A 12,646-nucleotide genomic window follows, 5' to 3' on the forward strand; every position below is an offset into this window, starting at 1 on the left:
ATGGCGTTCAAACAATTTGAACGCACATCTTTACAGCTAAGCATGGGAATCGTGCTTAGCTGTTTGTGTGCGTCTGTGACATATGCTGACACCTTGGCACCTGTAACCCCCGCGACAGTAGATGCATGTGTTGCTCTTGCTTCGAATGCCGATCGTCTGGCTTGTTACGACTCTGTATTTAAACCAGCAGCTCTACCTGTTGTACAAACCGCGGTAGTACCTGAACCTGTTAAAAAAATTGATCAGCCTGTTGTTCAACCAGAAACCTTTAAAGAGAAGGTAGTAGATACAGTTAGTAATATTAAAGTGATTGGTAAAGCACCGAAACTTCAACCTACTACCTCTCTGCTAGATCAACGTTGGGAGCTATCTGAAGAGAGTAAATTAGGTGTTTGGAATATTCGTGCTTATCAGCCTGTCTATTTACTACCTGTATTCTGGACTAGTGATAAAAATGAATTACCTACTAGCCCAAATCCAAACAACGTAGAACATACAGCCCAAAACCTGAAATCAACAGAAAGTAAATTTCAGATTTCTTTAAAGACCAAAGCTTGGGAAAATATTTTTGGAAATAATGGGGATTTGTGGGTAGGGTATACACAATCTTCACGCTGGCAGACGTTCAATGCTGAAGAATCTCGCCCATTCCGTGAAACGAACTATGAGCCAGAAGCAAGTTTAATGTTTAGAACGAACTACGAGTTGCTTGGTTTAGATGGGCGTTTGCTTGGAGTTACCTTAAACCATCAGTCAAATGGTCGTTCAGATCCATTATCTCGTAGCTGGAACCGTGTAATTTTTAATGTTGGATTGGAGCGTGGTAATTTTGCTTTAATGCTTCGTCCATGGATTCGTCTTGAAGAAGATAGTAAAGATGATAATAATCCGGATATTGAAGATTACATTGGTCGTGGTGATTTAACAGCGTTTTATAAGTGGAAGCAGAATGACTTCTCTTTAATGCTGCGTCATTCATTGAAAGGTGGTGATGACTCTCATGGTGCGGTGCAATTTGATTGGGCTTTTCCAATCAGTGGCAAGTTACGCGGACATTTCCAATTATTTAATGGTTATGGTGAAAGCTTGATTGATTATAACCATCGAGCAACGTATGTCGGTTTGGGTGTATCGCTCTTGAATTGGTACTAAGACGCTATAAGAAAAGCCGCTTTTAAAGCGGCTTTTTTATTATCCAATTTGTATGTTGGCTTGAGGGTGTTTGAGTCGACTCTTTTTAGGAGTAGCAATTAAATAGGCGAGTGTTAATGGTCCAAGCCGTCCAGCAAACATGAGTAGGCTTAAAATGAATAAACTACCATTATGTAAATCTGGTGTGATTCCACGAGACAGGCCCACTGTACATGCCGCTGAAACAACCTCAAAAAGCAAATTCATAAAATCTGCTTTAGGCTCTAAAAGTAAAAGAATAAAGAAGCCAATGAAAATCAGTATGCTCGTAATAGCAGTCACTGCTAATGCTTTATAGGTGGTTTCGTGAGATACAGAGTGATTAAATATCCTAATTTCATCTGTACGGCGCAAAAATGAAATTACACTCAGCACTAAAATGACAAAGGTGCCAACTTTGATTCCACCCGCGGTACTCAGTGAACCACCACCAATAAACATCAGTAACATCATCAGTAGCGAGCTACTGTTGGTCATTGCACCTGTATCAATGGTATTAAAACCTGAGGAACGAGGGACTGTTGCTTGAAACCAAGCGTTTAAGGCTTGTTCACCTGAGTTTAACATCCCTAAAGTCGCGGGATTTTGAGCTTCTAAAGCCCATATTAAAATAAAGGCAACGAGGTTGATAATTGCAATAGTGGTAAGAATAAGCTTGCTATTTGGCGTTAGTTTTTTCCATCTTTTGTTTTGCTTAATATCCATGAGCACTAAAAAACCAAGACCACCTAAGGTATAAAGGATGCTAATGGTAATACAAATAATATAGTTGCTTTGAAAATTCATTAAGCTGTTGGAAAATAATGAAAAACCAGCATTATTAAATGAGGAAATACTGTAAAAAGCTGCATAATATAAACCGCGTGCAAACCCATAGGTTGGTGCAAAAGCGGCGGTAAGAATAACTGTACCAATCAGCTCAAAAATAAGGGTGTAAGTGACAACTCCTTTAGCAACAAAGGTAACTTTTGATAGGCTTGTTTGCCCGAGACTATCTTGAGCCATCATTTGCTGTTTAAGACCAACTTTTGGTGACAAACTTAATGCGGCCAATATCGCAAAAGTCATAAAACCCAAACCGCCAGACTGGATCAGTAATAAAATAATAGTTTGCCCAAAGAGGGTAAAAGACTCATGAATATTTAAAACAGATAGACCAGTAATGGTAACTGCTGAGGTGGCTGTAAAAAGCGCATCCATCCAACTGACATTGCCTGTATTCGCAAATGGCAATTTAAGTAATAAAGTGCCAAAAGTAATAAAGCCTAAAAACCCTAGCGCTAAAAGTGAAGGAGGGCTTAAATTTAACGTTTTATGAGGCTTGGGATATATAGACATATTCTAGAGTTCGTTTTCTTATAAGAAGCAATTAGAAAGTTTCTTTAACTGCGATAAATGACCTTCTAAAATAAGAATATCATGTGTTTGCAAAGTAAAATTTTCTTCAGTCTCAAACAAAATTTGCTGCTGTCTTTTCACGAGCAATGTTTTAACCTGAGGAGCTTGCTGCATAATGCCATATAAATTGATGCCATTAAGCTTATCTGGGATCTCAATTTTTATAATGTAATGGTCATCTTCTAAAGACATATAGCGACTTACCATTGGGTAATTCAGAGCTTGAGCAACTCTCACCCCCATATCTTCTTCAGGGTGAATAATTTTATTGATATTGAGGTGTGACAAAATCGTGTGATGAGCTTTGGTTTTTGCTTTGACCCAAATTTTATCAATTCCCAGATTTTTTAAGTTCAATACACACAAAATACTGGCTTCAATATCTTCACCAATTGCAACAACAACCGCATCACAATTTTGAATATTCAATTCGTCAAGCACATGTTCATCGGTAGCGTCAGCAATGACGGCATGAGTTAAAACATCGGCAAGGTTCTCTACATTCTTTTTGACTGTATCAATGCCAATAACATCATGATTTAATTTTGTGAGTTCTTGAGCAACTGTTGCTCCAAAACTTCCCAAGCCGATGACCGCGAACTGTGCCATAAATAACCTTTTATACTTAATTAGGGCTTTATTTTTAATGATATTTTCTTTGAGATAAAGAGAAGCAATGTAAATATAGAAAATATTGGGCTTAAATAATAAAAAAGCCGACAAATTTGTCAGCTTTTTTATCAAAATCAAAGATTATTTCAAGAAACGCTTATAGCCCACATTGTCAGTAATTTCTGCATATGGATAGCTAATTTGCTCGAGTGTCTCAATCAATCCATCAGGGTTTTGTTTAGCATCGGTTGCTTGTAAGCCAACTAAAACACGACCTTCTGCTGCACCATGGTTACGGTAATGGAAGAGGGTAATGTTGTGAGTTGGACCTAAACGAGTTAAGAATGTTAAGAGGGCGCCTGGACGTTCAGGGAACTCAACACGGAACAATCTTTCATCATCTAGATTTGCATGACCACCAATTAAATAACGAATATGTAATTTGGCAACTTCATCGTCAGAAAGGTCATCTACAATATAATCTTGCTGTTTTAATTGTTCCAAAATTTCATGGCGCTCTGCATCTCCACCTTTTAAACTAATACCGACGAATACTTGTGCTTCCTCTGTATTGTTTGCTCGGTAGTTAAACTCAGTAATATTGCGGCCTTGTAAAGCACGGCAGAAGCCTAAGAATGCGCCTTTTTCTTCAGATAAGGTAACTGCATAAATCGCTTCGCGTTGCTCACCTAACTCGGTACGCTCAGCAATATAACGGAGGCGGTCAAAATTCATATTGGCGCCGCACACAATCGACACCATATTTTTATTACTGATTTTATGTTCGTGAATATATTTTTTGATACCCGCTAAAGCCATTGCGCCAGAAGGTTCAACAATGCTGCGGTTTTCATCAAATGTGTCTTTAATTGCTGCACAAATTTCATCTGTATTCACAGTCACAATATCAGGATCAACAATCGGGCCTGAGTTATCAGATTTGCGCAAACGAATAATATCAAATGGTAAAGCACCAATTTGGGCAACAGCTGTACCATCTGCAAATAGGCCTACATGTGGCAAAATTACACGTTCATTTGCTTCTAAAGCTGCCTTTAAACAAGCAGACTCTTCATATTCAACGCCAATAACTTTTACATGCGGTGCAACTTCTCCAAGGTAAGCTGCTACGCCTGAAATAAGGCCACCGCCACCTACGGCAACAAACACGTACTCTACATCACGCCATTGACGTAAAATTTCATTGGCAATTGTGCCTTGACCTGCAATGACAAGTTCATCGTCATAAGGTGGAATAAATACAAGACCTTCAACTTCTGCACGTTGTTGAGCATATTTATTTGCGATATCAAAGCTATCGCCATGTAATACGACTTGACCACCTAAGCGTTTAACAGCCTGAACTTTAATGTCAGGTGTTGTGCTCGGCATAACAATAATAGCGGGAATTCCTAATCTTTGTCCTGACAATGCGACGCCTTGAGCATGGTTACCCGCAGAGGCACAAATTACTCCGCGTTCAAGTTGTTCTTTAGGTAATTGACTAATACGGTTATAGGCACCGCGTAATTTAAAAGAAAAAACGGGTTGTAAATCTTCACGCTTAAAACGAATTGTATTATTTAATTTTTGACTAATTCGTGGAGCTGCTTCGAGAGGTGTTTCAATTGCAACATCATAAACCGTTGCTTGTAAAATTTGTCGTACCACACGAGACAGCATGTTCATCTTCCCTATAACAGTTTAAAATAGGAAATTATTGTAGCAAACCCTTGTGCATTTGCGCCGTTTATTGGCGCATAAATGTCAAAAAATAGTTGAGTGATGTAATGAGCCTATATGCAACCCAAGATGAAAAGAAACAAGCTGCTGCGAAAGCTGCTTTAAAACACTTACCCAAAGGTGGCATTTTGGGTGTTGGGACTGGAAGTACCGTAAACTTTCTAATTGATTTACTCCCAGAATTACAATTAGAAGCAGCTGTGGCAAGTTCTCAAGCAACTGCTGATCGTCTTAAAAAACTTGGTATTGAAGTGGTTGATATGAACCATGTAGGTAGCCTAGATGCTTATGTTGATGGTGCAGATGAGATTGACCGTCATATGCATATGATTAAAGGTGGCGGTGCTGCATTAACACGTGAAAAAATCGTTGCATCAATTGCTAAGAAATTTGTGTGTATTGTTGATGATTCAAAATGGGTTGATCAACTTGGACGTGATTTTCCACTTCCTGTAGAAGTTATTCCAATGGCGCGTTCGGCTGTAGCTCGTAAATTGGTAAGTTTAGGTGGTGACCCAGTTTATCGTGAAGGTGTAGTTACAGATAACGGTAATGTGATTTTGGATGTTTTCAATCTTAATATCTTAAATGCTATTGAGCTGGAAAAAACAATTAACAATATTCCTGGTGTGGTAACTAATGGTATCTTCGCCTTAAATCCAGCAACGATTGCAATTGTTGCAACAAATAATGGTATTGAAGAGCGTACAGCACAGTAATGTCTGCAAAAATGCCAGAGATTAAAATCGTTCGACACGTAAGAGCAAGAAAATTGCGCTTACGTGTTGAGCCTGCTTCAATCCGTCTTACGGTTCCTTTATTTTGTAGTAAAAAGCAAATTCAGCATTTTTTAGCGCAATCTGAACAATGGTTAACCGAGACGTGGAATAAACAACAAAACGTCCAATCGGCATCCATTGATATTCCTTCCGAAATCTATTTCTTTAATAAAGAACAGCCATTTCAAGTGATTGTGCAAAAGCAGCATCGTGTTTTTCAATTCGACTGGGAAAACAATTCTTTATTTATTAAAGATACACAGCCATATTTGGCATTACAAAGTGCAGTTATTGCCTATGCTAAACAAGAATTACCAGAGCTTTTAAAAGAATTAAGTGAGCACACTCATTTGGCTTATAGGGAGTGTACAATTCGCCGCCCGAAAACTCGGTGGGGAAGTTGTAGTAGTCAGCATAATATTATGCTACATGCAGGACTAGTACTCATGTCATATGAAATTGCTCGCTATGTGGCTATTCATGAGTTGGCACATACTAAACATTTTGATCATAGCCCTGCATTTTGGGCAGAAGTTGAAAAATACGATCTATATTTTCAAAAACACCGCAGACAACTTAAATTAAATCCATTGCCTGCATGGTGGTATGTTTCAGCTTAACTAAAACTACATTCTAGTTGAGGTGTTTGTAAGCTATCGGGTGCTTTTCGGCTATCTAAACCTGCTTTAGCACTAATAATTTTATTTGCTTTAATAGATAATTGGATAAAGTTGTATTGTTGCGTCGTGTTATTTGGTGCGGCTGAACTTGAATTGAGTAAATAACTTGAACTAGCAGCATCTGTTTGCAATAAATTATCGGTACTATCAGCACTTAAAGCAGCACGATAAATTTGTGAACCTTTACTTAAGTCGATTTGACCGTTCGCGCGAAAATTAAGCTGACATCCAGTTGAGGTGTCTTCATAGTGACCCACTAAATAGTCTGTAGCTGGTAGGTTTGGATCTGATAGATTGATGCTGGTTAAGCCTTGTTTGCATGGGTAGGTTGATCCATTACACGTCGCTGTGGTGGTAAACCCAACAGCTCTACGGTAATCTCCAGCACCGTCAATGCGAATGAATGTTGTTGAATTTACAGTAGGAACAATTCCTGAGTACTGTTTATTTTTTAAAAGATCATATCCTACTTGGTCAAGACGAGGTTGGTCTTGCAAAACTGCTAGTTGTAAGGTGGCTGCTCGTAGATTAGTAGCAAAATAATCACGTGTCGCCTTTTGATTGGCTGCAATATCTAACAGAGTGTTTTTGATTGGATCAATATTATCAGGAGCAGCATTAAAAATAGGGGTGAATATTGCTGGGTCCCCATGAAGTTTTTTCCCATCCAGAAAGCCATCTTTTAAATCAGTTGCTAAACTTTTAACAAGTTCTTGGTAGGTGTTTGCTCCGCCATGAATTGTTGACCAATATTGTAAGTAACCAAAGCTAAGGTAGCTATCCACATATGTACTAGGTTTAGTAGTTGAGTACTCTGAAAAAGTTAAATCAATAAGAAGGTTGGTTGGACTTAAACTTGGAATGTCTGCATCTTTGAACGCATTAAGAAGAGATCTATAAACATCGTGAGAAGCTAAATCCACATGTAATTGCTCAATACGGGTTGGGTCAACCGTTTCTTGAGAGAGTTGTCCCGAACGTATGACAGCTCGTTGATAAACTGCTTCACTGCTTGGACTAATGAATTGGGTTCTACTACTTACCGTATTGGGTGTAATGAATGTACGGTAAGTGCCAGATAAATTTTGATATTTTGAAGTAATTGGGTCAAACACTTGAGATGAGCTTTGAGTTGTAATTTCTACACGATATAAACGATTCAATTTTGTAGTAGGAATTTTGACATTAAAACTATTTAAACTTGCAATTGAAGTATCCACTAAAACAGCGTTGTTGGTGTTGTCATATACCTTAAGTTGGATATTACGCATCTCTACAGGAGTTTTTAAGGTCACATCAGTTGTTGCTTCAGGTGTAGGGTCAACAGGCGTTGGGGTAGTGGGTGAATTGCCTCCACTACTACTTCCACCTCCGCAACCAGTAAGGGCTACACTTAAAATTAATGTGCTCAAGCCAAGGTACGTGCGTAATTTTGTTTCTTTTGATTGTTGAAGCATCCTAGCTCTCCAAAAATTAATCTGGTATTTATTTGCTGATATTTATGTGGTTATGACAGTCCAGTAAGTGCTATCTGATTGTCGCTAAAATTAAAAAAATTAAAATTACCAAGCATGAAATGGTTTTGTAAGCTTGGACATCCTGTCATACTACTGCCCAAGTATAGATTCAAAAATTGAGGTAATGCACGTGATTTCTGTCGGAATTGTTGGTGGAACGGGTTATACAGGCGTTGAACTATTACGTATTTTATTACGACATCCTAAAGCGCAGGTTCGAGTTCTGACTTCACGTACAGAAGCGGGCAAACCAGTTGCAGATATGTTCCCTAATTTACGTGGACATACTGATCTTCAATTTTCAGATTTAAACATTGATGCATTAAAAGAATGTGATGTTGTATTTTTTGCAACTCCACATGGCGTTGCGATGCAGCATGCCAAAGATTTGATTGCAGCTGGAACTAAAGTTATTGATTTAGCAGCAGACTTTCGCTTACAAAATCTTGAACAGTTTGAAAAATGGTATGGCATGGAGCATGCTTGTCCAGATGTATTAAAAGATTCTGTATATGGTCTAACTGAGTTAAACCGTGAAAAAGTTAAACAAGCTCAAGTTATTGGTAACCCTGGTTGCTACCCGACGACTGTTCAATTAGGTTTGGCGCCATTATTAAAATCAGCACAAGCACTGATTGAAACAAAAAATATTATTATTGATGCGAAATCTGGTGTTTCTGGTGCTGGCCGTAAAGCAAGCTTAGGCATGATTTATAGTGAAAATGCAGATAACTTTAAAGCATATGGCGTTGCAGGCCATCGCCATCATCCGGAAATTGTAGAAGCACTAGAAAATATTGCAGGACAAAAAGGTGGGTTTGAAGGACTCTTGTTTGTTCCGCATTTAGTACCGATGATTCGCGGTATGTTGAGTACAATTTATGTAGATTTAACGGAAGCGGGTAAGCAGACAGACTTACAAGCTTTATATGAAAACTTCTACGCTAATGAAAAATTCGTAGATGTCATGCCTGCGAATAGTTCACCTGAAACACGTAGTGTACGCGGTGCAAATGAGCTTCGTATTGCTTTGTATAAACCACAACCAAATAAACTGATTATTTTGGCAGCTCAAGATAACCTTGTAAAAGGTGCATCGGGTCAGGCTGTACAAAATATGAACCTTATGTTTGGCTTTAGTGAAGATGAAGGCTTACAAGGGATTGGTTTATTACCATAAAAAACTCTTTTTTGCTTCACACACATTTAAATTTCGATTTAAATGTGTGTCTTGACTCTGATCTTGAACACTGAGATGACGATGCAAAACTCTGGACAGACGACTTCGGCAGAAAGTTCGTTGCAAAAGAAAAATTTTTTAAACACCAATAAACCTTTGTTTATTGGTGCTGCCATTTTAATGAGTGGTTGTTTTGCGCTCGGCTATACAATTGGGCACCGTCAAGGTTTAACTGTTGTTGGTTACGATGCAGATGCGGAGCAATTGGTTGAAGTAGTGCAAAAGCAAAAAACAGCTTTAGATGCAGTTAACAAAAGCTTAAACGCGGCAGTACAAGAGCGTGATGTGGCTGTGACCAATGCAAATGATCTGTTTGAAGCGCTTAATCAAGCGAACGCCGATAAGACTCAGCAAGAAGGTATGAGTAATATCTACCGTGAAATTTTGAGACAGCGCGGTGGTTTAAGCTTAACGATTCAAAATTTAGCCATTAAGCCTTTACCTGAAAATGCTTATGAATATCAGCTAGATTTAGTACAGGTAAGTCCAAGTAAGCGTCGTGCTTTAGGATCGGTTGAAATAAGATTGATCAAAGATACTGAAGTTTTAGTCGTACCGCTTGAAGCGAAGAACTTCAACTTTACTGACTTTGAACGTTTAACAGGTCGCTGGACAATGCCTAAAGGTTTTACGCCTCAATTTATTGAAGTGCGTTTAACAGGTGGCTCTGAAACACCAGTTATTAAACGTTTTAGTTGGCAGCGTGGTAAACCTGTCGAAACATCTTCTGCTTTTGTAGCAGAAATTCCTCAAGCTGAAGCAAATTCACAATAGTAACATCCTATGCGAACAAATAAGCGTCAAACAAACTTAAAAGATATCAAGGCTTCTTTTCAGCAGTCTGGCTATGTCGATTGGCATTTCCATCCACGCTTAAGTGATTCGCAAAACGAAGATCATGACGGAGAGGTTGTTGTACAGACAGCCCCTCCAGAACTCAAGCGTCCCCCATTATATGCAGTCGTATTAATGAATGACGATTACACCCCAATGGACTTTGTAATTGAAATTTTACAACAATACTTTGCAATGAATCTTGACCAAGCAACTCAAGTAATGCTAACAGTACACTATGAAGGTAAAGGTATTGCCGGAGTATATCCAAGAGACATCGCGGAAACTAAGGCAAACCTTGTTAATAATTACGCTCGATCGCAAGGTCATCCATTACTTTGCCAGATTGAGCCTAAAGCATAAGGGGGTTACATGCTCAGTCGTCAATTAGAAGTATCATTACGTTTGGCTGTTAGCATGGCTCGTCAAAAGAGACATGAGTTTCTTACAGTCGAACACTTATTATTAGCATTACTCGACAACGATTCAGCCGTGAATGCACTCAAAGCATGTGGGGCTGATATAGTTTCTTTGCGTAAAGAATTAGAAGAATATGTAGAACAACATACTCCTAAGCTTGGCGAAAATAGCGAGCAAGCTCCACATCCAACAGAAAGTTTTGACCGCATTTTGCAACGTGCTATTTTCCATGTGCAATCAAGTGGCGGCGATCGTACTGTTGAAGGTGCGGATGTTTTGGTCGCAATGTACTCAGAGCGTGATTCTTTTGCTGTGTATTTACTTAAACGTCATCAAATCAATCGCTTGACATTAACTCAATACTTGTCTCATGGGACACGTAAAGACGAAGTTCAAGTTGAAGAAGAAGTTGAAGATATTGAAGGTGAAACTAGCGCAGGCAATGCAGGGCCATTAGAGCTTTATACGCTGAACTTAAATGTTGAAGCGCAAAAAGGCAAAACTGACCCACTGATTGGTCGTGAAAAAGAAATTGAGCGTACAGCACAAATTCTGTGCCGCCGTCGCAAAAATAACCCATTACTTGTAGGCGACCCGGGCGTTGGTAAAACCTCGATTGCTGAAGGTCTGGCATGGTTAATTGTGAATGGTAAAGCACCTAAACCTTTAAGTCAGGCTGAAATCTATAGTCTGGACATTGGTGCATTGGTTGCTGGAACGAAATATCGTGGTGACTTTGAAAAACGTTTAAAACAACTGCTTAATGCATTGAAGAAAAATCCAAATGCGATTTTATTCATTGATGAGATTCATATGATCATTGGTGCAGGCTCAAGTATGGGTAGCACGATGGATGCTTCAAATCTCATTAAGCCAGCTTTAGCTAATGGTACTTTACGTTGTATTGGTTCAACGACTTTCCAAGAATATCGTCAGGTTTTTGAAAAAGACCATGCGTTATCACGTCGTTTCCAAAAAATTGATGTTAATGAGCCAAGTATTTCGGAAACGATTGATATTTTGCGTGGATTGAAAACTAAGTTTGAAGATTTCCACCATGTACAGTATGACGATAAGGCCTTGGTATCAGCTGTAGAACTTTCTGCTAAGTTCATTAATGATCGCTTCTTGCCAGATAAAGCAATTGATGTCATTGATGAGGCAGGTGCTCAACGACGTTTGAAAGCTGAAAGTGATGATAGCTTGATTACCGTAGAGAATATCGAAGATATCGTTTCTAAGATTGCTCGTATTCCGCCAAAAACTGTGTCTAAAGATGATAAGTCAGTGCTTGAAAATCTTGAGCGTGATTTGAAACGTGTGGTGTTTGGTCAAGATGAAGCAATCACTGCATTAGGTTCCGCAATTAAGTTATCTCGTGCTGGATTGAAATCGCCAGATAAACCAGTGGGTAGTTTTGTTTTTGCAGGCCCAACTGGGGTGGGTAAAACTGAGGTTACTAAGCAGCTGGCGAAACTGTTAGGTGTGGAGCTGGTACGTTTCGATATGTCCGAATATATGGAACGTCATGCAGTTTCACGTTTAATTGGTGCACCTCCAGGGTATGTGGGTTATGACCAGGGGGGGTTGCTCACTGATGCGATTCATAAAAATCCGCATTGTGTCTTGTTGCTTGATGAAATAGAGAAAGCACATCCAGATGTGTTTAATCTCTTGCTACAAATCATGGACCATGGCGCTTTAACGGATAACAATGGACGCAAGTCAGACTTTAGAAATGTGATTATTGTTTTGACTACGAATATTGGCGCGGAAAGTATTTCTCGTGCGAGCATTGGTTTCACGGAACAAGATCATAGTTCTGATAACCAAGAGGCGATGAAACGTGCTTTCTCACCAGAATTCCGTAACCGTCTAGATGGCGTTATTCAATTCAAAGCATTACCAACTACTGTGATTGAGTCTGTAGTCGACAAATTCTTAACAGAATTGCAAGCACAATTAGATGAAAAACAAGTTGTTCTTGATGTCGATCAAAGTGCACGAGATTGGTTGGCAACAAACGGTTATGATCGTTTAATGGGTGCTCGTCCAATGCAACGTCTCATTCAAGAGCACTTGAAGAAACCACTCGCTGAAATGATTCTGTTTGGTGAACTTGCAGATCATGGTGGTAATGTGGCTGTATCAGTGAAAAAAGAAGATGGCAAAGCTGTCGGCTTAAAACTTGAAGTGTTTGAAGATCATCATACGGCAGAACCTGCGTAAATT

The 12,646-nt window shown here is 39.1% G+C and carries 11 protein-coding genes; 7 read left to right on the forward strand and 4 right to left on the reverse strand.

All coding sequences use genetic code 11. The features are described from left to right. Positions 1–1,152, forward strand: a complete 1,152-nt coding sequence (gene pldA / locus SOI76_RS07760) for a phospholipase A (RefSeq protein WP_104078802.1) — start codon at positions 1–3, stop codon at positions 1,150–1,152. A gap of 39 nt (positions 1,153–1,191) precedes the next feature. On the opposite strand, the gene ntpJ is transcribed toward pldA, so the two are convergent. From ntpJ to ilvA, 3 genes are all read right to left on the reverse strand, one after another. Further along, positions 1,192–2,529, reverse strand: a complete 1,338-nt coding sequence (gene ntpJ / locus SOI76_RS07765; RefSeq protein WP_017386029.1) for a TrkH family potassium uptake protein — start codon at positions 2,527–2,529, stop codon at positions 1,192–1,194. An 18-nt stretch (positions 2,530–2,547) separates the two neighbouring features. Beyond that, on the reverse strand, positions 2,548–3,198 hold the full coding sequence (gene trkA / locus SOI76_RS07770) for a potassium channel family protein (RefSeq protein WP_005069007.1): 651 nt from the start codon (positions 3,196–3,198) through the stop codon (positions 2,548–2,550). A 144-nt stretch (positions 3,199–3,342) separates the two neighbouring features. Next, a complete protein-coding gene (gene ilvA, locus SOI76_RS07775) occupies positions 3,343–4,890 on the reverse strand; it encodes a threonine ammonia-lyase, biosynthetic (protein ID WP_171293210.1) in 1,548 nt (515 codons plus the stop codon). A gap of 101 nt (positions 4,891–4,991) precedes the next feature. Here ilvA and rpiA point away from each other — a divergent pair, with 101 nt between their 5' ends. Continuing rightward, positions 4,992–5,663, forward strand: a complete 672-nt coding sequence (rpiA, locus tag SOI76_RS07780; protein WP_002046900.1) for a ribose-5-phosphate isomerase RpiA — start codon at positions 4,992–4,994, stop codon at positions 5,661–5,663. After that, a complete protein-coding gene (locus SOI76_RS07785) occupies positions 5,663–6,343 on the forward strand; it encodes a SprT family zinc-dependent metalloprotease (RefSeq protein ID WP_104078800.1) in 681 nt (226 codons plus the stop codon). Before rpiA ends, SOI76_RS07785 begins: the two co-directional genes overlap by 1 nt. Here SOI76_RS07785 and SOI76_RS07790 read toward each other — a convergent pair. Beyond that, a complete protein-coding gene (locus SOI76_RS07790; protein WP_104078799.1) occupies positions 6,340–7,860 on the reverse strand; it encodes a hypothetical protein in 1,521 nt (506 codons plus the stop codon). The two genes, SOI76_RS07785 and SOI76_RS07790, sit on opposite strands and share 4 nt — an antisense overlap. Positions 7,861–8,044: 184 nt before the next feature. Here SOI76_RS07790 and argC point away from each other — a divergent pair, with 184 nt between their 5' ends. The 4 genes from argC (at position 8,045) to clpA (ending at position 12,643) form a co-directional block, all read left to right on the forward strand. After that, the gene (gene argC / locus SOI76_RS07795) at positions 8,045–9,100 is read left to right on the forward strand and encodes an N-acetyl-gamma-glutamyl-phosphate reductase (protein WP_104078798.1); all 1,056 of its coding nucleotides are present in this window, start codon (positions 8,045–8,047) and stop codon (positions 9,098–9,100) included. Positions 9,101–9,175: 75 nt separating this feature from the next. Next, the gene (locus SOI76_RS07800; protein WP_079284188.1) at positions 9,176–9,934 is read left to right on the forward strand and encodes a DUF6776 family protein; all 759 of its coding nucleotides are present in this window, start codon (positions 9,176–9,178) and stop codon (positions 9,932–9,934) included. Positions 9,935–9,943: 9 nt separating this feature from the next. Beyond that, a complete protein-coding gene (gene clpS / locus SOI76_RS07805; protein WP_002121129.1) occupies positions 9,944–10,357 on the forward strand; it encodes an ATP-dependent Clp protease adapter ClpS in 414 nt (137 codons plus the stop codon). Between the two features lie 9 nt (positions 10,358–10,366). Then, the gene (clpA, locus tag SOI76_RS07810) at positions 10,367–12,643 is read left to right on the forward strand and encodes an ATP-dependent Clp protease ATP-binding subunit ClpA (RefSeq protein WP_016140791.1); all 2,277 of its coding nucleotides are present in this window, start codon (positions 10,367–10,369) and stop codon (positions 12,641–12,643) included. The last annotated feature ends 3 nt before the right edge of the window (positions 12,644–12,646 follow it).

The sequence above is a fragment of the Acinetobacter pittii genome (assembly GCF_034064985.1).
Taxonomy (GTDB): domain Bacteria; phylum Pseudomonadota; class Gammaproteobacteria; order Pseudomonadales; family Moraxellaceae; genus Acinetobacter; species Acinetobacter pittii_H.

What these genes read in the sequence shown, in the direction of transcription:
- pldA (WP_104078802.1), top strand. Translation starts at nt 1, where the DNA reads ATGGCGTTCAAACAATTTGAACGCACATCTTTACAGCTAAGCATGGGA.
- ntpJ (WP_017386029.1), bottom strand. Translation starts at nt 2,529, where the DNA reads ATGTCTATATATCCCAAGCCTCATAAAACGTTAAATTTAAGCCCTCCT.
- trkA (WP_005069007.1), bottom strand. Translation starts at nt 3,198, where the DNA reads ATGGCACAGTTCGCGGTCATCGGCTTGGGAAGTTTTGGAGCAACAGTT.
- ilvA (WP_171293210.1), bottom strand. Translation starts at nt 4,890, where the DNA reads ATGAACATGCTGTCTCGTGTGGTACGACAAATTTTACAAGCAACGGTT.
- rpiA (WP_002046900.1), top strand. Translation starts at nt 4,992, where the DNA reads ATGAGCCTATATGCAACCCAAGATGAAAAGAAACAAGCTGCTGCGAAA.
- SOI76_RS07785 (WP_104078800.1), top strand. Translation starts at nt 5,663, where the DNA reads ATGTCTGCAAAAATGCCAGAGATTAAAATCGTTCGACACGTAAGAGCA.
- SOI76_RS07790 (WP_104078799.1), bottom strand. Translation starts at nt 7,860, where the DNA reads ATGCTTCAACAATCAAAAGAAACAAAATTACGCACGTACCTTGGCTTG.
- argC (WP_104078798.1), top strand. Translation starts at nt 8,045, where the DNA reads ATGCACGTGATTTCTGTCGGAATTGTTGGTGGAACGGGTTATACAGGC.
- SOI76_RS07800 (WP_079284188.1), top strand. Translation starts at nt 9,176, where the DNA reads ATGACGATGCAAAACTCTGGACAGACGACTTCGGCAGAAAGTTCGTTG.
- clpS (WP_002121129.1), top strand. Translation starts at nt 9,944, where the DNA reads ATGCGAACAAATAAGCGTCAAACAAACTTAAAAGATATCAAGGCTTCT.
- clpA (WP_016140791.1), top strand. Translation starts at nt 10,367, where the DNA reads ATGCTCAGTCGTCAATTAGAAGTATCATTACGTTTGGCTGTTAGCATG.